At 69.8% G+C, this 19,437-nt stretch carries 24 protein-coding genes and 1 tRNA gene; 13 read left to right on the plus strand and 12 right to left on the minus strand.

What is annotated here, in order from left to right; translation table 11 throughout:
* Positions 1–7 precede the first annotated feature (7 nt).
* From QNO14_RS10440 to QNO14_RS10460, 5 genes are read left to right on the plus strand one after another with little or no spacing between them, the layout of a single operon-like run.
* The gene (locus QNO14_RS10440; protein WP_257505228.1) at positions 8–508 is read left to right on the plus strand and encodes a TRAP transporter small permease; all 501 of its coding nucleotides are present in this window, start codon (positions 8–10) and stop codon (positions 506–508) included.
* Positions 509–521: 13 nt separating this feature from the next.
* Positions 522–1,817, plus strand: coding sequence for a TRAP transporter large permease (locus tag QNO14_RS10445; RefSeq protein WP_257505230.1), 1,296 nt, complete (start codon positions 522–524; stop codon positions 1,815–1,817).
* A gap of 35 nt (positions 1,818–1,852) precedes the next feature.
* Positions 1,853–2,866: an asparaginase gene (locus tag QNO14_RS10450; RefSeq protein WP_257505231.1), complete on the plus strand. Its 1,014-nt coding sequence runs from the start codon at positions 1,853–1,855 to the stop codon at positions 2,864–2,866.
* On the plus strand, positions 2,866–4,032 hold the full coding sequence (locus QNO14_RS10455; RefSeq protein WP_257505232.1) for an MFS transporter: 1,167 nt from the start codon (positions 2,866–2,868) through the stop codon (positions 4,030–4,032). Before QNO14_RS10450 ends, QNO14_RS10455 begins: the two co-directional genes overlap by 1 nt.
* A 22-nt stretch (positions 4,033–4,054) precedes the next feature.
* Entirely contained in the window at positions 4,055–4,684 is a 630-nt protein-coding gene (locus tag QNO14_RS10460) for an isochorismatase family protein (RefSeq protein ID WP_257505234.1), read from the plus strand.
* Positions 4,685–4,700: 16 nt separating this feature from the next.
* On the opposite strand, the gene QNO14_RS10465 is transcribed toward QNO14_RS10460, so the two are convergent.
* Entirely contained in the window at positions 4,701–6,332 is a 1,632-nt protein-coding gene (locus QNO14_RS10465) for an FAD-dependent oxidoreductase (protein WP_257505235.1), read from the minus strand.
* Positions 6,333–6,343: 11 nt separating this feature from the next.
* A complete protein-coding gene (gene nhaA, locus QNO14_RS10470) occupies positions 6,344–8,143 on the minus strand; it encodes a Na+/H+ antiporter NhaA (protein ID WP_257505236.1) in 1,800 nt (599 codons plus the stop codon).
* Between the two features lie 199 nt (positions 8,144–8,342).
* Between nhaA and QNO14_RS10475 the strand changes: the two genes are divergently transcribed.
* Positions 8,343–8,696: a UBP-type zinc finger domain-containing protein gene (locus QNO14_RS10475; RefSeq protein WP_257495545.1), complete on the plus strand. Its 354-nt coding sequence runs from the start codon at positions 8,343–8,345 to the stop codon at positions 8,694–8,696.
* 31 nt (positions 8,697–8,727) lie between these two features.
* A complete protein-coding gene (locus tag QNO14_RS10480; protein ID WP_257505238.1) occupies positions 8,728–9,720 on the plus strand; it encodes an SDR family oxidoreductase in 993 nt (330 codons plus the stop codon).
* Between the two features lie 3 nt (positions 9,721–9,723).
* Here QNO14_RS10480 and QNO14_RS10485 read toward each other — a convergent pair whose 3' ends face one another.
* Positions 9,724–10,440 carry an MBL fold metallo-hydrolase gene (locus QNO14_RS10485; RefSeq protein ID WP_257505240.1) on the minus strand — a complete coding sequence of 239 codons (717 nt, stop codon included), beginning with the start codon at positions 10,438–10,440 and terminating at the stop codon, positions 9,724–9,726.
* Positions 10,441–10,536: 96 nt separating this feature from the next.
* Between QNO14_RS10485 and QNO14_RS10490 the strand changes: the two genes are divergently transcribed.
* The gene (locus QNO14_RS10490) at positions 10,537–11,061 is read left to right on the plus strand and encodes a TetR/AcrR family transcriptional regulator (protein WP_257505241.1); all 525 of its coding nucleotides are present in this window, start codon (positions 10,537–10,539) and stop codon (positions 11,059–11,061) included.
* 24 nt (positions 11,062–11,085) lie between these two features.
* On the opposite strand, the gene QNO14_RS10495 is transcribed toward QNO14_RS10490, so the two are convergent.
* Entirely contained in the window at positions 11,086–11,322 is a 237-nt protein-coding gene (locus tag QNO14_RS10495) for a hypothetical protein (RefSeq protein ID WP_257505242.1), read from the minus strand.
* Between the two features lie 97 nt (positions 11,323–11,419).
* Here QNO14_RS10495 and QNO14_RS10500 point away from each other — a divergent pair, with 97 nt between their 5' ends.
* Complete coding sequence (locus QNO14_RS10500; protein WP_257495540.1) at positions 11,420–11,713, plus strand: hypothetical protein; 294 nt, start codon at positions 11,420–11,422, stop codon at positions 11,711–11,713.
* Positions 11,714–12,019: 306 nt separating this feature from the next.
* Here the strand turns inward: QNO14_RS10500 and QNO14_RS10505 are convergent, their stop codons facing one another.
* The 5 genes from QNO14_RS10505 to QNO14_RS10525 form a co-directional block, all read right to left on the minus strand.
* Positions 12,020–12,268 (minus strand): helix-turn-helix domain-containing protein, encoded by a 249-nt coding sequence (locus QNO14_RS10505; RefSeq protein WP_257505243.1) that lies wholly within the window; start codon positions 12,266–12,268, stop codon positions 12,020–12,022.
* Positions 12,255–12,932, minus strand: a complete 678-nt coding sequence (locus tag QNO14_RS10510) for a hypothetical protein (protein ID WP_257505244.1) — start codon at positions 12,930–12,932, stop codon at positions 12,255–12,257. Before QNO14_RS10510 ends, QNO14_RS10505 begins: the two co-directional genes overlap by 14 nt.
* 402 nt (positions 12,933–13,334) lie before the next feature.
* A complete protein-coding gene (locus QNO14_RS10515) occupies positions 13,335–13,739 on the minus strand; it encodes an arsenate reductase ArsC (protein ID WP_257505245.1) in 405 nt (134 codons plus the stop codon).
* 51 nt (positions 13,740–13,790) lie between these two features.
* Entirely contained in the window at positions 13,791–14,894 is a 1,104-nt protein-coding gene (gene arsB / locus QNO14_RS10520; protein WP_257505246.1) for an ACR3 family arsenite efflux transporter, read from the minus strand.
* An 87-nt stretch (positions 14,895–14,981) separates the two neighbouring features.
* The gene (locus QNO14_RS10525) at positions 14,982–15,410 is read right to left on the minus strand and encodes a hypothetical protein (RefSeq protein WP_257505247.1); all 429 of its coding nucleotides are present in this window, start codon (positions 15,408–15,410) and stop codon (positions 14,982–14,984) included.
* A 154-nt stretch (positions 15,411–15,564) separates the two neighbouring features.
* Here QNO14_RS10525 and QNO14_RS10530 point away from each other — a divergent pair, with 154 nt between their 5' ends.
* Entirely contained in the window at positions 15,565–15,768 is a 204-nt protein-coding gene (locus tag QNO14_RS10530; RefSeq protein WP_257505248.1) for a hypothetical protein, read from the plus strand.
* A 43-nt stretch (positions 15,769–15,811) separates the two neighbouring features.
* Here QNO14_RS10530 and QNO14_RS10535 read toward each other — a convergent pair whose 3' ends face one another.
* Positions 15,812–16,162, minus strand: coding sequence for a hypothetical protein (locus tag QNO14_RS10535; protein ID WP_257495534.1), 351 nt, complete (start codon positions 16,160–16,162; stop codon positions 15,812–15,814).
* Between QNO14_RS10535 and QNO14_RS10540 the strand changes: the two genes are divergently transcribed.
* On the plus strand, positions 16,161–16,646 hold the full coding sequence (locus QNO14_RS10540; protein WP_257495533.1) for a hypothetical protein: 486 nt from the start codon (positions 16,161–16,163) through the stop codon (positions 16,644–16,646). The two genes, QNO14_RS10535 and QNO14_RS10540, sit on opposite strands and share 2 nt — an antisense overlap.
* Positions 16,643–16,954 carry a transcriptional regulator gene (locus tag QNO14_RS10545; protein WP_257495532.1) on the plus strand — a complete coding sequence of 104 codons (312 nt, stop codon included), beginning with the start codon at positions 16,643–16,645 and terminating at the stop codon, positions 16,952–16,954. Before QNO14_RS10540 ends, QNO14_RS10545 begins: the two co-directional genes overlap by 4 nt.
* Before the next feature lie 31 nt (positions 16,955–16,985).
* On the opposite strand, the gene QNO14_RS10550 is transcribed toward QNO14_RS10545, so the two are convergent.
* Positions 16,986–17,061, minus strand: a tRNA-Thr gene (locus QNO14_RS10550).
* A 104-nt stretch (positions 17,062–17,165) separates the two neighbouring features.
* Positions 17,166–18,125, minus strand: a complete 960-nt coding sequence (locus tag QNO14_RS10555) for a DsbA family protein (protein ID WP_257495531.1) — start codon at positions 18,123–18,125, stop codon at positions 17,166–17,168.
* A gap of 201 nt (positions 18,126–18,326) precedes the next feature.
* Between QNO14_RS10555 and QNO14_RS10560 the strand changes: the two genes are divergently transcribed.
* Entirely contained in the window at positions 18,327–19,430 is a 1,104-nt protein-coding gene (locus QNO14_RS10560; protein ID WP_257495530.1) for an ABC transporter ATP-binding protein, read from the plus strand.
* Positions 19,431–19,437: the final 7 nt, after the last annotated feature.

Genomic DNA, 19,437 nt, shown 5'->3' on the forward strand with positions numbered 1-19,437 from the left:
GAGCGTCGTGGTGTATCGCCTCACCCGTGCGGTCGAACGCACCGTCATCGCCATCGGCGGTGCAGGGCTCGTCGCGCTGATGCTGCTGTTCTGCGCCGACGTCGTCGCCCGGTACGCCCTGCACCGGCCGATCGACGGCGTCATGGAGATGACGACGACGCTCTTCCTCCCCCTCGTGGTCTTCATGGGCATGGCCCTGTCGGTGCGGGTGGACGGGCAGGTGCGGCTCGGCGTCATCGCCGACCGCCTGGCTCCGCTCGCACAGCGCGCCCTGCGTGGGCTCGCCCTCCTCGTCGGCGCCGTGCTGTGGGCGGCGATCGCCGCCGCCGTCGGCACCCGGGCCATCGAGTCCTTCCAGGCCGGCGAGGTGTCGACGGTGTCGTTCGGGTTGCCGGTCTTCACCGGTTACGCGATCGTCGCGGCCGGCTCCGCCCTCATGGCGGTGGTGTCCCTGCTCAACATCGGCCAACCGCCCGCCGACACCGATCCCGCGCTCGACGGCGTCTGAGAGGGAGAACACCATGGACATCGCCCTGCCCCTCATCCTCTTCGTGGTCATGCTGCTGGCCGGCATCCCGGTCGCCTGGACCATGGCGATCGCCGGTCTCGTCGGGGTGTTCGCCCTGACCGGCAGCCTCGACATCGTGCGCGGTCAGCTCGAGACCGTGGCGTACAGCGAAGGCACCAACTACAGCCTCATCACCATCCCGCTGTTCGTGCTGCTGGCCTATGTCGTGCAGAACGCCCGCCTCTCGAACGACCTCTTCGACGCGGTCGCCGCCTGGCTCGGCCGCCTCCCCGGCGGACTGGCGGTGTCGAGCATCTTCGCCGGCGGCGTGTTCGGCGCCATGTCCGGCACGTCGGTGGCCTCGGCGACCGTCATGTCGCGCATGGCGGTGCCCGCGATGGACGCCCGCGGCTACAGCCGGGCACTGTCCACCGGCGCCGTCGCCGCAGGATCGACCCTGTCGACCCTCATCCCGCCGAGCGTCGTGCTCATCGTCTACGGCATCTCCACCGAGACCTCGATCGGCCAGCTGATGATGGCCGGCGTGCTCCCCGGGGTGCTCCTCGCGGTGCTCCTGGCCGCGCTCATCATCGTCATCGCGGTGCTGCGCCCCACCGCCGCTCCGCGCGGCCCCCGCACGACCTGGGAGGAGAAGCGGCGCACCGTGCTCGGCGTGATCCCGGTCGTCTCGCTGATCGTGCTGCTCATGGTGTGCCTGTACACCGGCGTGGCGTCGCCCACCGAGATCGCCGCCGTGGGCGCCTTCGGATCGATCGTGCTGGCGCTCGTGATGCGCCGCCTCTCCTGGCGCGGATTCGTGGATGCCGTCACCCAGACCCTCAAGGTCACCGTCATGATCTTCGGCCTCTTCATCGGAGCCGGATTCTTCGGGCAGTTCCTGACGCTTGCCCGCATCCCGCAGACGGTCGTGATGTGGGTGGAGGGCCTCGGCCTCGACCCCATCGGCATCCTGCTGCTCGTCGCGCTGATCTACATCATCGGCTGCATGTTCGTCGACGAGATGCCGTTCATGCTGCTGACCCTGCCGGTGACGTTCCCGCTCATGACCGTCACGGCCGGATTCGACCCGGTCTGGTACGGCGTCTTCTCGGTGATGCTGCTGAACATCGGCCTGATCGCGCCGCCCATCGGCATCGTGACGTTCATCGTCGCCGGTGTCACCAAGACCAAGCTCGCCGACGCCTACCGCGGCGCCCTGCTCATGCTGATCGGCATCGTCACGGCCATCGTCACCGTCACCGTCTGGCCGGACCTCGTGACCTGTCTGCCCGACAACATGCTCAAGTGACGCCCCCGCCGTCCCCGATCCCCCGAGGAGTTCCCATGACCGACACCCGCCCACGGGTCGCGCTGCTGCTGACCGGCGGCACGATCGGCAGCGGAGGCCACGACGAGAACGACCGCCTCGACTACGTCGACCTCGCGCGCGTCCTCAGCGACGACGAGGCCCTGCCCCTGTACCGCTTCCCCGAGCACATCGAGGTCGTCCCGCAGCGGTTCACCCGCATGCGCAGCAACGACGTGGATCTGGCCGTCTGGCGCCGGCTGCGCGACGAGATCCTGCGCATCGAGCGCGAGGAGCCCGACACGGCCGGCATCGTCATCGCCCACGGCACCGCCACCCTGGAGGAGACGGCGTACTTCCTGCAGCTGACGGTTCCCACGACGCTTCCCGTCGTGCTCGTCGGAGCGCAGCGCCCGCCGACGGCCCTCGGGTCCGACGCACAGACCAACCTGCAGGCCGCGATCTGCCTCGCCGCATCGCCCGCCGCCCGCGGACACGGGGTGCTCGTCGCCATGGACGATCGCATCCTGTGCGCCCGCGACGTGACCAAGGCGTCGAACCACGCACTCGACGCGTTCGAAGCCCGCGTGTACGGACCGCTCGGCGAGATCGACGCCTACGGGAACGTCTGGATGTACCGCAAAGACCTGCGGGCCCACACGACGACCAGTGCCTTCGCTCACCTCCTCGACGACCCCGAGGTGCAGCTCGCCCCCACCGAGATCGTGCCGATGTGGGCCGGCGCCACCCCGCGCCTGCTCGAACGCGCTCTCAGCGACGGCGCCGCCGGTGTGGTGCTGGCGGCCCTGCCGCCGAGCATGAGCCCCCAGGCCGTCGAGGATGCCGTCGACGCGGCGGTGGCCGCCGGCGTCGTGGTCGTGCAGTCCAGCCGGGCGGCCGGGGGCCGCGTGCACCACCGGCGCGACTTCGACCGGCGTGGCCTCGTCTCCAGCGACTCGCTGTCGCCGCAGGCGGCACGCGTGCTGCTCAGCCTCTGCCTGACGGCGGGGTACACGATCGACCAGACGCGCGACGCGTTCGCTTCGCACTGATGCCCACCGCACCATCCCAGCGGGTCGCCGTCGGCGCCCTGGCCGTCGGCACCGCGGTGATGTCGGGGATCTATGCGCCGCAGCCGCTGCTGGCGGAGATCGCGCGCGAGTTCGGCAGGAGCGCCTTCGAGGCGAACCTGGTGGTATCCACCACCACGCTCGGCATCGCCCTGGGCGTCTTCCCGATGGCGGCGATGGCCGCGCGGTTCGGGCGGGGCCGCTCCGTCGCCCTCGGCCTCGCGCTCGCGACCCTGCTCACAGGGCTGACGGCGACGGTGTCGGGGTGGGAGATGCTCGTGGCTGTCCGATTCCTCGCCGGCATCGCCAGCAGCGCGGTGCTCGTCGCCGCGATCGCCTGGACGACCGCGGTCGTCGACCGCGCCGCGGCCGCGCGCGTGGCCGCCATGTACGTCGCGGGCACGACGGCCGGCGGCATCCTCGGGCGCGTGCTGTCGGGCGTCGTCGCCGACGCGTTCGGCTGGCGGTGGGGGCTGCTCGCCGTCGACGCTGCTCTCTTGATCGCGGCCGTCATCGGGCTCGCCCTGATCGTCCGCGCGGCCCGACGCCCTGAGCCGCACCCCTCCCCCGCGTCCACCCCGGTGGCGTTCGGCTCGCGCACCCTGCGCTGGCGGCTGTACGCCCTGGGCGGCCTCGGCACCGCGGTGTTCGTCGGCGTGTTCAACGCGCTGACGTTCCGCATGACCGAGCCGCCCTTCTCCCTGAGCCTGACCGCCGTGTCGCTGCTGTTCCTGACCTACCTCGCCGGCACGTTCTCGTCCATGCGCACCGGGGCGATCATCGAGCGTTGGGGTGCCCGCGGCGCGGCAGCGCTCGGCACCGTGCTGGCGCTCGTCGGGGTGCTGATCACGCTCGCGTCGACCCTGTGGGCCGTCATCGTCGGCCTGCTCGTGCTGGCGGCCGGGTTCTTCATCGTCCACGCCACGGCGAGCGGGCTGGTTCCCCGCATGATCGCCACCCCGACCACGGGTTCCGCCTGGTACACGCTCTTCTACTACGGCGGCTCGTCCGTCGGTGCCCTCGCGATGGGCCTCGCCTGGGACATCGCGCGGTGGCCGGCGGTGGCCGGTCTCGGCGGCGTGCTGTGCGTCGCCATGATCGCGGTCGCCTCGTCACTCCCCTCCCGTCGCTCTTCCCTCCTCCCCTGACCCCCACCGAAGGAGCCCTCCCATGTCCGATGCATTCACCGCCGCCGGCTACGGCGCCCGCCCCGTCGGCTTCGGCCGCAAGACGGCCGTCGTCGTCGTCGACTTCCAGCTCGGGTTCACCGGGGGCACCAATCCCATGGCGCAGAGTCCGCACGTCGGGGCCGCTGTCGCGCGGGCGAGCGAGGTGCTCGCCGACCTGCGCGCACTCGATGTGCCGGTGCTGCACACCTTCGTCGCCTACCGCGGCGATTGGGAGCTGGGCTACTGGAAGGCGGCGGGTTCGCTCTCGGCCTTCACTCCCGACAGCGACCTCGCCCAGGTCGACCCCCGCGTGCTCGCTCCCACCGACGCCGTGGTCGAGAAGCGCTTCCCCTCTGCGTTCTTCGGCACCGACGTCGCCTCGATCCTGCGCTACTGGGACGTCGACACCGTCGTCGTCATGGGGTGCACCTCGTCGGGCTGTGTCCGGGCGTCGATCATCGACTCGTTCTCGTACGGCTTCCGCACGATCGTCGCGGAGGACTGCTGCGGCGACCAGGACGCGCAGGCGCACGCCGACAACATGCGCGATGTCGGGCGCCGCTACGCCGACGTGCTCTCGGGCGAGGAGATCATCGCGCACCTGACCGCGGCTGCCGCGCCGGCGGGCTGACCCGCCTGCGCGCGCCTCACCCGGCGAGCGCCTGGTGCACCGACGCGACGGCGCTCGAACCTTCCCCCACGGCCGCGGCCACGCGCTTCATCGACCCGCGCCGCACGTCGCCGGCGGCGAAGACCCGTGGGATGGAGGTCTCGAACGGCAACGGCTCGCGCGCCACGGCGGACCACACCCCGCGTGACGGCGCGGTCACGTCGGTCCCGGTGCGGATGAAGCCGGCCTCGTCGCGGTCGATGCGCGTGAGCCACGACGTCGCGGGATCGGCGCCGATGAAGCAGAACACCCCGCGGGCCGGCACCTCCCCCACGGTGTCGATCCGCACTGCTTCGAGCGCGTCCCCGCCCTCGAGCCCGACGAGGTGGGAGCGCGTGTGCACCTGGATCCGCGGATCCTCCGCGATGCGATCGACGAGGTACGACGACATGCGCGCGCCGAGGTCGTCACCGCGCACCACGAGGTGCACGGGGCAGCCACTGGATGCCAGGTACAGCGCCGCCTGCCCCGCGGAGTTCGCGCCGCCCACCACGACGACCGGTGATCCGGCCACCTGCCGCAGCTCCAGAGGGGTGGCGGCGTAGTGGATGGCGGTGCGCTCGAAGTCCTCCCACCGGTCCAGGTGCAGCCGGCGGTACGCCGCGCCGGAGGTGACGATCGCGGCGCGGGCGTCGATCGCGCGCCCGTCGGCGAGGGCGACGCGCACGCCGGCCGCCGTGGGCGTCAGGCCGACGGCCTCGCAGGGCGCGCACACCCGCACCCCGAACTTGATGGCCTGCAGCGAGGCCTGACCGATCAGGTCGCCGCCGCTGACCCCGAACGGGAAGCCGAGGAAGTTCTCGATGCGCGACGTCGCGGCGGCCTGCCCGCCCGGGGCGACGGACTCCAGCAGCACCGTGCTCAGACCCTCCGACGCGGCATAGATGGCAGCGGCGAGCCCGGCCGGACCGCCGCCGACCACGACCACGTCGGCAGCCTCGCTCTGCGTCGGCTCGTAGCTGAGGCCGAGTCGCTCGGCCACCAGGCCCGGCGTCGCCCGCACCAGCGGCTCGCCCTGGATGAAGGCGACGGGCAGCTCGTCCAGCGAGAAGTTGTGCGCCCGCAGGTCCAGCGCCTCACCGGGCGGCAGGGCGACCGCTGCGTGGACGAGGTCCAGCCGCTCCGCGAAGCGGCGGAGGGCGAGGAAGTCCGCCGACGTCTCACTGCCGACGAACTTCAGCGTCATCGCCGCCGGTCCGCGCCGCAGCGACTCGCGCCGCTCCCAGAGGGCGTGGAGGATCAGATCCCCCAGCTCGTCGTCGTCCGACAGCAGACGCCGGAGGTCCACCCGCGACAGCCGGCGCATGCGACCGGCACGGCTAGCCCGCGCCGACAGGAAGGCCCGCTGCCCGTTGAGCAGGCCCAGTTCACCGGCGAAGGACCGCGGCCCGGCGACGGTGATCACCACTTCGTCGACCCAGCTCATCGCGTCGCGGACGATCTCGAGCTCGCCCGACTCCACGAGGATCATGGAGTAGTCGCGGTCGCCGGCGCGGAAGACGTAGTCGCCCTCGGCCACCTCGAACGGCTCGGCCCGCGCCGCCAGTCGCGTCCACTGGTCATCGGTGAGCGCGGGCGCCACACCGACCGGCGAGGTCGTCGTGTCCATCTGTCTGCTCCTCAGTCGTCCACTGGCATCGCCGGGGCCGCCGCCCCGGCATCCGCCTGCTCCAGCGCCCGGATGAGCGCCTGCGCGTCGTAGGGTCCGGTGTGCCGTCGTCCGTTGACGAACAGGGTCGGCACCGCGGTGATGTTCATGGCCTCGGCGTCGAGCATGTCGTCGCGCACGCGCGAGGCGACCGCCGCGGACTCGAGGTCGCGCTCGAATCGGGGCACGTCCAGTCCCAGGCGGTCGGCCAGCCGCACGATGTCCCCCGGGCGCTGGTTCTCCTGATCGGCGAACAGTCCGCGCTCGAACTCGAAGAACCGGCCCTGCAGCGCGGCGGCCTCGGACGCCTCGGCACCGGCGAGCGCGTTGGGATGCTGCCGGGTGAGCGGCGCGTGCCGCCAGACGTACCGCAGCCGGTCGCCCAGCTGTTCGTGCACCTCTTGGATCGCCCCCGACGCCTTCAGGCAGAAGGGGCACTGGAAGTCGCCGTACTCCACGATCGTGTACGGCGCGTCGTCGGGACCGACCACGTGGTCGCGGCGCGGATCCACCGGCCGGGCGAGGGTCTGGCCGGTCTCGGTGCCCGGCCGCAGGGTGTCGGAGACCCGGAAGATGATGGTCGCCAGGACGAAGGCGATGACGGATGCCGCGAGCACGCCGACCCGCGCTTCGTTCTGCGCCGCCGGGTCATCGACGGCGAGGTCGATGATGAAGAGCGAAATGGTGAAGCCGATGCCGCAGAGTGCGGCGCCGCCGGCGATGCGGTCGAGGGTGAGCCCCGGGCCGAACTCCCCCACGCGCAGCATCCGCAGCACCGCGACGGAGCCGAAGACGCCCAGGAACTTGCCGACGACCAGCCCGACGACGATGCCCCACGTCAGCGGCGACGCCAGCGCGGCCGCCAGGATGTCGGGGGTGACCAGCACCCCCGCGTTGGCGAGGGCGAAAAGCGGCAGCACGACGTAGGCGATGTACGGCGAGTACGCCGACTGCAGTCGCTCGTTGATCGAGATCGACTCCCGCAGGCTGTTGGCGGCCGCCCGGGCGTACTCGGTGTTGGGCGACTGGCGGAAAGTCCGCGCCAGTTCCAGCGCGTGCTCGACGTCGCGGCGGTTGGGCCGGTACACCGGCACGAGCAGCGCAATGGCGACTCCGGCGAGCGTCGGGTGCACGCCCGAGGCGAGGAACGCCAGCCACACGATGATCGAGAGCGTGGCGTACACCGGGCCGCGACCGCCGCGCAGGTAGCGGGTGAGGTAGACGCCGACAAGACCGACTGCGGCGATCAGCAGCGGCGCCGGCGAGAAGTTCTCGGTGTAGACCAGCGCGATGATGCTGAGCGCCCCCACGTCGTCGACGACGGCCAGCGCCAGGAGGAACACCCGCAGCCTTCCGGGGAACCGGGGACCGACCAGCGCCAGCGCACCGACGAGGAAGGCGGTGTCGGTGGAGATCACCACGCCCCAGGCGCGCGCGTCGCCGGCGGGCCCGGCGATCAGCAGGAACAGTGCGGCCGGCACCGCCAGCCCGGCGATCGCGGCGGTGACGGGCACCAGCGCGCGCGACCAGCTGGTCAGCTCGCCGATGGAGAACTCCCGGCGCACCTCGAGCCCGACGGTGAAGAAGAACAGCGCCATCAGCGCGTCGTTGACCAGCGCGTGCAGTGTGAAGTCCAGCTGCAGGTCGCCGATCCCGACCGAGAGGCCCATCTCCCAGAACGTCTCGTACGAGCCGTGGGCGACGTTGGCCCACACGATCGCCACCGCCGTGGCGATCAGCAGCAGCAGGGCGCCGGTGCGCTGCTGTCCCATGGCGCGCACCTTCGCGGCGATCGAATCCGGGCGCGTGCGACGGGCGCGGTCTTCACCCGCGCTGGCTTCTACGGTGGAATGCCCGGTCACGTGATCCCCACTCCGGCGATGCCAGCAGACAACCACCGATGACGCGCTGGATCAAGCAGCAATCCGCGGGTATCGTGCCGCGCATGGCCGCCCGTTTCCACGGTGAACCGTGACCTCCCCCGCCATCGACCCTGCTGTACCGCCCTCCGGGGACGGATGCGCCGAGTGCGACGCGCTCGACGGCTGGTGGGTGCATCTGCGGAGGTGCGCGGCTTGCGGCCACGTTGGATGCTGCGACTCGTCGCTGGGCAAGCACGCGACCGCGCATTTCCACGACAGCGGTCACCGCTACGTGCAGAGCTTCGAGCCCGGGGAGTCCTGGTTCTGGGACTACGAGGCAAGCGAGATGGTCGAGGGACCGCTCCTCGCCGAGCCGCGCAGCCACCCCGCCGATCAGCCTGCACCCGGTCCGAAGGGCCGCGTGCCCGCGAACTGGCGAGCGCTCATCGCCGCGCCCGGATGACCGATCACGCCCCGTTGGCTATCGTCGGGGCATGAGCTCACTGCGCGTACTCTTCCTCGGCGGCACCGGCACGATCAGCACCGCGTGCGTGCGGGCTGCCGTCGCCGCCGGCCATGACGTCTCCGTCCTCAACCGCGGCAACCGCGACCGCGACCTTCCCGGTGGGGTTCGCCGTATCACCGGCGACGTGCGTGACGCCGGTGCGGTGCGCGCCGCGGTCGGCGAGGGCGTCGACGTCGTGGCGGACTTCCTCTCATTCGTCCCCGAGCACGTCGAGACCGTGCTCTCGGCGATCGAAGGTCGCGTCGGGCAGTACATCTACATCAGCTCGGCATCCGCTTACGAGAAGCCCCCGCGCTACCTGCCGGTCACCGAGTCGACTCCCCTGCGCAACCCGTTCTGGCAGTACTCCCGCGACAAGATCGCCTGCGAGGACCTGCTGGTCGGCGCCCACCGCGACCGGGCGCTTCCGGTGACTATCGTGCGGCCGTCGCACACCTACGACGAGACCATGATCCCGACGACGGGCGGATGGACCGACATCGCCCGCATGCGCGCCGGCAAGCCGGTCGTGATCCACGGCGACGGCACGAGCCTGTGGACGATCACCCACTCCGACGATTTCGCCGTCGCCTTCACGGGCCTGCTCGGCAACCCGGCCGCGATCGGCGACGCCTTCACCATCACCGGCACCCACGCGCCGACCTGGAACCAGATCTACGGCTGGCTGGCGGATGCGGCGGGGGTCTCCGACCCGCGCTTTGTACACGTGGCGAGCGACACGATCGCCGCGGCGCTGCCCGACGTCGGCCCCTCGCTCGTGGGCGACAAGGCGCACTCGATGGTCTTCGACAACGCGAAGGTCACGCGCCTGGCGCCCGAGTTCCGTACGACGGTGACCTTCGACGAGGGCGCGCGCCGCATCCTGGCGTTCTACGACGCGCACCCCGACCGTCAGCAGGTCGACGAGAAGCTGGATGCCGCCTTCGACGCCCTCGCCGACCGCGCCGGCGCGACGGACTGACCGTCAGACCGCTGCGGCGCGCCGCACCTCGGCAACCGCATCGGCCGGAGACCCGCGCCACGGCGCTCCGTGCCCGGGCAGCACCCATTCGGCATCCAGGTCGGCGAGGCGGTCGAGCGACGCCAGCGCGCGCTCGGGCTCGTCGGTGAAGGGTGCCGGCTGGGCACCGGAGCGCCCGGTGAGCACGTGCCGGGTCGTGAGCGCGTCGCCGACGAACACCGCGGCGACCGCGGGGACGTGCACCGCGATGCTCCCCGGCGAGTGGCCTGGCAGCGATATCACGCGCGGGGCACCGGGGAGCGGAAGCGTCTCGCCGTCGGTCACGCTGACGACCTCGCCGAGGTACTGCGGGCGCAGCCCGTTCTTGCGCAGGCTGTACAGGAAGAACCCGAGCATCGGGCCGAGCCGCAGCGGCCCCATCGGTGTCTTGGGCTTGTCGCCCCCGCGGGCGCGATCGGCGTCGTCGGTGTGCACGTAGACGGGGATGCCGAGCTCGCGGCGCAGGCGCTCGGCGAAGCCGATGTGGTCACTGTCGCCGTGCGTGAGCACGACGCCTTTCACATCGGCGAGGGGCCGGCCGAGCTCGGCGAGCTCGGCGAGCAGGTCGTTCCAGTGCCCCGGAAGGCCGGCGTCGATCACCGTGATCCCCTCGGGAGTGACGATCAGGTAGGCCGCGACGATGTCGTTACCCAGGCGGTGGAGGTTCGGTGCGAGTCGCATGAGGACTCCTTCTTTCTTGAGATGCTCGCTCGAGATGTAAGCTAATCTCCGTAGCCATCATAGCTTAGCACCATAGCCATCACAGGAGGCGGCCGCATGCCCACCCCGGAACGCACGTCTTTGCCCGCGATCATAGACGCCGCCCGCGAGCTGCTCGAAGAGGGCGGCGCGGCCGGAGTCAGCATGCAGGCCGTCGCCGAACGGGTCGGGGTGCGGGCGCCGTCGCTCTACAAGCGGGTTCGGGACCGCGATGCGCTGCTGCAGCTCGTGGTGGAGGCGACAGTGACCGACCTGGGCGCGCACCTCGCGGCATCCGACGGCACACTCGCCGGCCTTGCGCGCGCCTACCGCGCGTTCGCGCACGCGCACCCCGAGGGGTTCCGCCTCATCTACGCCTCCTCCCCCGATCAGTCGGCGCTCGAGCAGGCGAGCCGGCCGGTGCTGCAGGCGGCGACCGCAGCGGTGGGCCCCGAGCGCGCGCTGGATGCCGCGCGCCTCGTGACCGCCTGGGCCACGGGCTTCGCGAGCATGGAACTGGCGGGCGCCTTCCGCCTCGGCGGCGACATCGACGCCGCATTCGAGTACGGCCTCTCACGGCTGCAGGTGGCGCTGACCGCGTAGTCCCCGACCGGACCACTCGCGATCTCACTCGTCGGGAGGGTCGTCTCGCCAGATCCCGCGGGCCCGGTCCTCCCGGTCGTTACTCGACCACACGTACGCGACAACCCCCATCAGTGCGGCAGGGGGGATGGCGCCGAACCCGAACACGGCGAGGGCGGCCCCCGCGCCTTGAGTCGCGGCAACGGAGCCGGCGGAGAATCCGAGCCCTGTGATGACGAGGACCGCGACGAACATCAGGCGGTCACGATGCTTCTTGGTCACCGGCATCCCCTCCTCGATGAGGCCCTAGTCCGTTCGTGACCCGACTTTAGCCAGATGCGTGGGGGCGGGCGCAGCATCCCAGGCCCAGAATGGAGCCGTGGAAGCCGAACCCCTCATCGAGCCCGTTGATTTTGCATCCGACGAGCCCACGTTCTGGGCGCGCTTCTGGCGGCGACCCAGCCGCGCCGGGTGGGCGTGGAGCACCGAGGACTGGCTTCTGACCGGGGCTGGCGACGTCGCCGAGGCACTGGACTGGGCGCGAGCGCGGTCGCGCGACGGGGACCGCTTCGAGATGCATGTGGTCACTGCCAACGGCGATCACGTCCGCGTGTTCGGCTCTCCACCGGAAGAGACGTTCACCACCGTCGAGGTTGTTCTTACGGAGGGGTGAGGCCCGCGCTCGACCACCGGCCGACAGTCGCTCGTCCCGGCAGCGCTCGCACGGGCCGCGGTCTCAGACCAGTTCGTCGACCAGCTGCTCGGCTGCTGCGCGCGGCACGGCATGCCGTCGGCGCCGAACACGCACTGGATGCCGCGCGGTTGCTCACTGCCTGGGCACGGGCTTTCTGAGCATAGAACTCGCCGGCACGTTCCGCCTGGGCGGCGACGTGGACGGCGCGTTCGAATACGCCCTGGCGCGGCTCAAAACGGCACCGACGGGGGCCGCTGGCGTCGGCGGCCAGGGCTGGCGGCGAGGTCACCGCCTCGGCGCGATGCCGAACAGCTCCGGGGGCGTGCAGTCCAGCGCATCGCAGATCAGCGTCAGCGTCGTGAAGCGGATCGCCTTGGCGCGATTGTTCTTGAGGATCGAGAGGTTCGCCATCGTGATGCCGGTGAGATTCGACAATTGGGTGAGCGTCATTCCCCGGTCCTCGAGGATGCGGTCGAGGTGGCACACGATCCGATGACCGGATCCGTCGACCTCGGCACTCTCAGACGACACCATCGACATCTCTTTCGAGGCGGGCGCCGGCGCGGAAGGCGGCATCGAGCGCGAGCGCCACGAGGCCCGCGACGATGATCGCGAGCGGCCACTGCGGCAGGTTGACACCGATGCCGGAATAGTCACCACCCAGGAACTCGAGGCGCTGCTCAGGGGTGACCCGCCCCGCACCGAGCAGAAGACCGATGCTGCTCGACAGATAGACGTTCGCCACCATGTCGGCCAGGCCTTGCAGGATGCCGCCGCCGAGGAGGGCGAGGGTCAGCAGCCGCCAGTTGGCGAGCACAGTGGCGCCGAACGGCTCGGCCCGAGAAACCCCCTTCACCACGCGCAGGAGCGCGACGGCCGCCACCGCGATCACGGCCACTTCGACGAGCGACGGCACCGCGCCGAGCAGGCGCAGCGAGAGCGCGGCATCCGTCAGCGTCCCGGTCGCGCCCTCCCGCAGGTCGGCCTGCAGCAGTTGCGGCAGATACACCAGGGGCAGGCGGCCGTCTGCGCCCCCGAAGGCGAAGAGCGTGCGCCCGGTGATGATCGTGATCGCGCGAACCAGACTCGCCAGCACAGTGAGGGTCGCGATGACCACGATGACGGTCGAGACGAGGCGATAGCTCACCCGCGGCGACGAGCGGAGCCTGACGGGAGTGACGTGATCCGCATTGATCATGACGTGTCCTTTATCGATTTTCGATGTTATCGAAAATCAACATACACGACGTCGCGCCGACGGAGAAAGGCCGCTTCACCTGCCGCGGCTCTAGACGGCGCCAGCTCGGCGCGCTGGGAAGAGGGCGCGACACGTCAGGCGATGTCGGACACGGCACCGTGAAGTAGACCTGAGGCACCGTCATGTCTCCCCGGTGGTCTTTCTTCACCCGAAAACCTTCGGTCGACGCTTCCACAACGCGCACCCGCAACCATGAGCCGTTGTCGACTCGGAGCTCATAGGGATCAGCGAGGTAGCTCAGTCCGACTCCATGCAGCCAGGCCAACCACAACCAACACTGGCTCGCGGGGCGCCGAAAGGGGGCGTTTCGTCTCGCTCCGCTCGCTCAACGAACGGGGGTGGCTAGATGAGTTCGTCGACCAGCTGCTCGATGCGCGCGCGGATCTCGTCGCGGATCGGACGCACCGACGCGAGGCCCTGGCCGGCGGGGTCCTCGAGCTTCCAGTCCTCGTAGCGCTTGCCGGGAAAGATCGGGCAGGCATCCCCGCATCCCATCGTGATGACGACGTCGGATGCCTGCACCGCCTCGGTGGTGAGCACCTTGGGCTGTTCGGCGGTGATGTCGATGCCCACCTCCGCCATCGCCTCGACGGCGACCGGGTTGATCTGCTCGGCGGGCATGGACCCGGCGGAACGCACCTCGATGCGGTCGCCGGCGATGTCGCGGAGGAACCCGGCTGCCATCTGGGAGCGGCCGGCGTTGTGGACGCAGACGAACAGGACGGAGGGCGTGGTGTGGGTGGTCATGGTGATTCCCGGTGAGAGAGGGCGGTCAGGAGATCAGGTCGGCCACAACGATCACGGTGTCACCCGCTCGCCGGTGACCGGGTCGGTGCGGAACCAGGCGCGCGCCGCCCACAGCGAGACGTACACCAGCCCGACGAGCACGGGCACCTCGATCAGGGGGCCGACCACACCGGCGAGCGCCTGGCCGGAGGCGGCGCCGAACGTGCCGATGGCGACCGCGATGGCGAGCTCGAAGTTGTTGCCGGCCGCGGTGAACGCCAGCGTGGACGACCGGGCGTAGGTGAGCCCCAGCGCCTTTCCGGTGAAGAGGCCGGCGAACCACATGACCGCGAAGTACAGCAGCAACGGCAGCGCAATGCGGGCGACATCGCCGGGGTGGGCGATCACCTGCTCCCCCTGCAGGGCGAACAGCAGCACGATGGTGAACAGCAGGCCGTACAGGGCCCAGGGTCCCAGGCGCGGCAGGAAGGTCTCTTCGTACCACTCCCGCCCCTTGCGGCGCTCGCCGATGAGGCGCGATGCGAATCCTGCGACGAGGGGGATGCCGAGAAAGATCAGCACGTTCAGGGCGATCTGCCCGACGGAGATCTCGAGCCCCTGCGTATCCAGCCCCAGCCAACCGGGCAGAACCGTCAGGTAGAACCAGCCGAGCAGCGAGAACGCGACGACCTGGAACACCGAGTTGATGGCCACGAGCACGGCGGCCGCCTCGCGGTCACCGCAGGCCAAGTCGTTCCAGATGACGACCATGGCGATGCATCGCGCGAGGCCGACGATGATGAGCCCCGTCCGATACTCGGGCAGGTCGGGGAGGAACACCCAGGCGAGGGCGAACATCAGGGCGGGACCGGCGATCCAGTTGAGCACCAGCGACGAGACAAGCAGCTTCTTGTCGCCGGTGACGGCGGCGATCTTGTCGTAGCGGACCTTCGCCAGCACCGGGTACATCATCACCAGCAGCCCGACCGCGATCGGGATGGAGAGCCCGCCCACTTCGAGCGTGACCAGCAGATCCGAGACGGCGGGCACGAACTGACCGAGCACCAGGCCGGCGACCATGGCCAGACCGATCCACAGCGGCAGCCACCGGTCGAGCGTCGACAGGCGACGCGTGGGCGACGGGGTCGCCGCGGAGATGCTCGTCGCGGTGGTCATGCGGGTGGCACCTCGCGCGTCGCGGCATCCTGATTCGCCATGCGTCCATACTGACAGTGCTGAAACCAGGCGGCGTCGACGCCTGCCTCAGTCCTCGCGTGGTGGCACGGCATCCCACAGTCGAGCGCCGGCTTCATGCGCGTCGAGCGCCGCCCACAACTGCTCAGCAGTCGCCCCGTCCGGAACGCCGCCCGCGCTGTCGATGAAGGCGTAGGCGTTGCGGAGCGTGCCCGGCGTGCTCACCACTCGGTCCCACCTCCGAGCGGCCCACGACTGCACGGCGAGGAACGCTGCCACCGCCGGGAGGAAGGCGGCACCCACCGGCCAGGCGTGGTGAAGCCAACCGGCCCCCGAGAACGACGCGGCAAGCACGGCGTAGGTCGTCGACGCACTGACCGCCCAGACGCCCAAGCCCGCCAGAACGGAGACAAGATTGGCGCGGCGGCGTACGTTCAGTGCACGGCGCACCTCCGCTTCACGGTCCGGCCTCACGAGCCAGTAGCCGTTGACGATCATGAGCGCCTCCGTGGTGGGAACACTACCGCTCGCCAGGCCTGCACTCGGGAGGATGCGACGACGACGACATCTTCGCCAATCCCGTGGCGACCGCGCTGCGTTACGTTCGTGACCATGACAGAGCGCGGGGGCGGCACGGCTGATCACGGCGGGCGTGATCGCGGCCTCGCTGGGATTCGTCGTCGCGCTGGTTTTCGTGTTCCAGCCATGGCGCACATGCGATAACGAGGACGTCGCCATCGCCTGCGCCGCGCTCCCCCAAGACACGGCCATGACGATCGCAGGGATGGTCGTTTTGGTCGCGGGCATCGTCGCCATCTTCTGTGGAACGCTCGAGCACAGGGTGGCCACGAAGTAGCGCGACGTGCCTGTGTGCCCATCCCTGTCGCGGCCAGGGAGAATCAGCCTCTCCGCTTATGACGCTTTCTGCGCACAGCGATGAATACGCCGACGATCGCGGGAGGCACGAGCAGTGGCCAGATCAGCTCGATGTTGATCACCACGAGGAACATCACGCATATACCGAAAAGCACGGAATTGACCTTGACCGGATAGGGCAGCCATGCCCACAAGTCCTTGATCTCGCGTGCTGCCCCGGCGCCCAACCTCCGAAACGTTCCCACCCTCTGCCTTCCAACCGTTGCTGCTCTCGCTGTCCCTCGAACGTAGAGGGCAATACGCGCGGACAATCCCGTCGACCCCACAAAGTTGTACTTGCCACACAGGAAAGCCCCTGCCAGACTTTCCTTCATGGAAAGCAGAGAAGCGTCAGACCGTGACCGCGCGAACGAGGCACTCGACGATGTTGCGCGTGCCCGCGCGGAGCTCGCCCGTCGAGCGGGTGCTCCGTGGTGGTATCGCTGGGGTATCGCCGCCGCGACCCTGGTGATGTTCCTCGGTCTGGGCTTCATCGTTGGTGGCCCCGGAAGCTATGGCGACGAAACGATCGGCACCGCATTCATCGTTCTGGGTGCCATTGTCGCCCCGATGGTGTTGCTGGGGGCGTTGAACAACGTCACCGGGGTGTCGATGGATCGGTATGCCGAGGGCCTCGGGTGGTGGTGGGTGCTGCTGTTCGTGCTGCTCGCCCTGTCTTTCGCACTCCAGACTCTCGTCGGAGTGCCTTCTGCGCTCGCTGTCGGCGGTGTGGTCGCGTTCATGGTGGTCGTGCCCATGGAGAGCCATATCGACCGGCTGCTGAACCGCCGTCTCAACGATGCGCAGCGGACGGCATGACCATTACCGAGCCACGATTCGACGAGACGATTCACCCGCGCAATCGTCTGCAGATCTGCGCGATCCTCGCGGATGCCGAAGCCATCGACTTCGCTACCGTGCGCGAGACGCTGGACATCAGCGAGTCCTCGCTGAGCAAACACGTCAAGTACCTCTCAGAGGCGGGATACGTCACAGTGACCAAGAGTCGACACGGTTCACGCAGCCGCACCTGGCTGTCGCTGAGCAAAGCCGGCCGCGCCGCCTACAACGGTCACCTTGCGGAACTGCGACGCATTGCCGGTCTCACCGCGCCGCCTGTGATGTGAACAGCCGCCTCGACGTCACGACCGAGTGGTGTGGTGCCGGCTACAGGACTTGAACCTGCAACCCCCGTATTACAAGTACGGTGCGCTACCAATTGCGCCAAGCCGGCTGGTGCCCGGCTCCCCGAGGGAGCGATGGGCCACACAAGTCTAGAGCGTCACGACGCGGCATCCTTGCGACGACGACGTCGCGCCGCGAAGCCGACAGGCAGGGCTACGGGGCGGGCGACGGAGCAGGAGTCGGCGACTCCTGGTAGTACGCGTCACTCGCGAGCGTCATGACGAACTGGGCGAACTCCGCCGGGTCGTCCAGTGCGCCGACGTACGGCTCGCCGTTGACGAGCACGGTGGGCGTGCCCGTGAGGGCGAGGTTGTCGGTGCCCGGAATGGTCTTGAGAGCGCCGTCGGTGGCTTCGCGCACCCACGAGGCGAAGCGGCCCTCTTCGATGCACGCGCGCACGTCCTTCGGTGCGTCCACTCCCGATGCCTGCGCCAGGTCGGCGAGCTCCTTGTCGGACATGCCCGCCTCGTCCACGCCCGGCTGCTTCGAAAGCAGCTCGTTGGTGTAGGAGAAGAACGCTCCCTCGGAGTGGGTCGCCACGCACGCCGCCGCGCTGGCAGCGCGCAGGGAGTACTTGGTGCCGTTCGACTTGGCGCTGAGCATCGCGACCGGGTGGTAGGTCAGGCTGGCGGAGCCGTCTTCGACCCACGCGGCCAGCTGCGCCATGTTCGCCATCTGGAAGGTGCGCGAGCCCTCGGAGAGGTAGTCGACGTAGACGCGGATGTCGACGGCGGCGTCGCTCGCGGCCGCAGCGGTCCCCTCGGGCGTCGCTTCTGCGGCGGCGGGGTCGGCCGGCTCGGACGTGGCCTCTGCGGTCGCTGCATCGGTGTCGGGCACCTGCGCAGTGCCGATGGCTCCCGCCACCGACGAGATCGCGAAACCGTTGTCGGTGACGTTCTCAGGAGCCGCCTGCGGCTTCGCTGCGTTGTCCGAGAAGGCCCACACAAGCGACCCGGCGATGACGGCCACCAGCGCGAGACCCAGCGCAGCCATCAGGGAGCGCTGCACGATCCGCATCCGCGCCTGCCGCGCCTGCACCTGCTGCGCCTTCTCGCGCACCGCTTCGCGGGCGTCGCGCCGGGCGGGAGCGTTCGAGGAATCGTCGCTGGACATGGAGACCTTCTAAAAGAATGCGGCCGGATGTCCGGCGGATGCCGCTCGGGGTGCGCGGCCGTTCCGATGCTAGCCAGAGTGTCTGGGAAAAGCCCAGACGTGCCATACTGAACGCACGCCCGATGACGGGCGCGCGGGCATCCCCCCGCTCATTCACTACGGATCGTCCGGCACGTACCTGCCGGTGAAGGAGAAGAGACCATGGCGTCCGTCACATTCGACAACGCAACGCGTGTCTACCCGGGGGGCACGCGCCCCGCTGTGGACAAGCTCAACCTCGAGGTCGCCGACGGCGAGTTCCTCGTTCTCGTCGGCCCGTCGGGCTGTGGCAAGTCCACGTCGCTGCGTATGCTGGCCGGCCTCGAAGAGGTCAACTCGGGCCGCATCCTCATCGGCGACCGCGACGTCACCGACGTGCCGCCGAAGGACCGCGACATCGCGATGGTGTTCCAGAACTACGCGCTGTACCCGCACATGACGGTCGCCGAGAACATGGGCTTCGCCCTGAAGATCGCCGGCGTCGGCAAGGAAGAGCGCGCCGCCCGCGTGCTCGAGGCCGCCAAGCTGCTCGACCTCGAGGAGTACCTGACCCGCAAGCCGAAGGCCCTCTCGGGTGGTCAGCGTCAGCGTGTCGCGATGGGCCGCGCCATCGTTCGTCAGCCGCAGGTGTTCCTCATGGACGAGCCGCTGTCGAACCTCGACGCCAAGCTGCGCGTGCAGACGCGTACGCAGATCGCGTCGCTGCAGCGTCGCCTGGGCGTCACCACCGTCTACGTGACCCACGACCAGACCGAGGCCCTCACCATGGGTGACCGCATCGCGGTGCTCAAGGACGGTCTGCTGCAGCAGGTCGGCACCCCGCGCGACCTGTACGAGAAGCCGAACAACGTGTTCGTCGCCGGCTTCATCGGCTCCCCCGCCATGAACCTCTTCGCCGCCGACCTCGCCGAGGGTGGCGTGCGCTTCGGTGACGAGGTCGTGCCGCTGGACCGCGACACGGTCGGGCGCGCCAACGGCAGCCAGGTCACCGTGGGTGTCCGCCCCGAGGACATCGTCGTCGGCCCCGCCGACGGCCGTGGCCTCTCGGTCATGGTGGACCTCGTCGAGGAGCTCGGCGCCGACGGTTACCTCTACGGCCACACCGAGATCAACGGCAAGCGCGCCGACCTGGTCGCGCGCGTCGACGGTCGCAACCACCCGAACGCGGGCGAGACGGTCACCCTGGCCGCCAGCGCCGGCCACGTGCACGCGTTCGACATCGAGTCCGGCGAGCGTCTGAACGACAAGCCGGTCGTCTCGGCCTGATCCGACA

The sequence above is a fragment of the Microbacterium sp. zg-Y625 genome (genome assembly GCF_030246925.1).
Lineage (GTDB): Bacteria > Actinomycetota > Actinomycetes > Actinomycetales > Microbacteriaceae > Microbacterium > Microbacterium jiangjiandongii.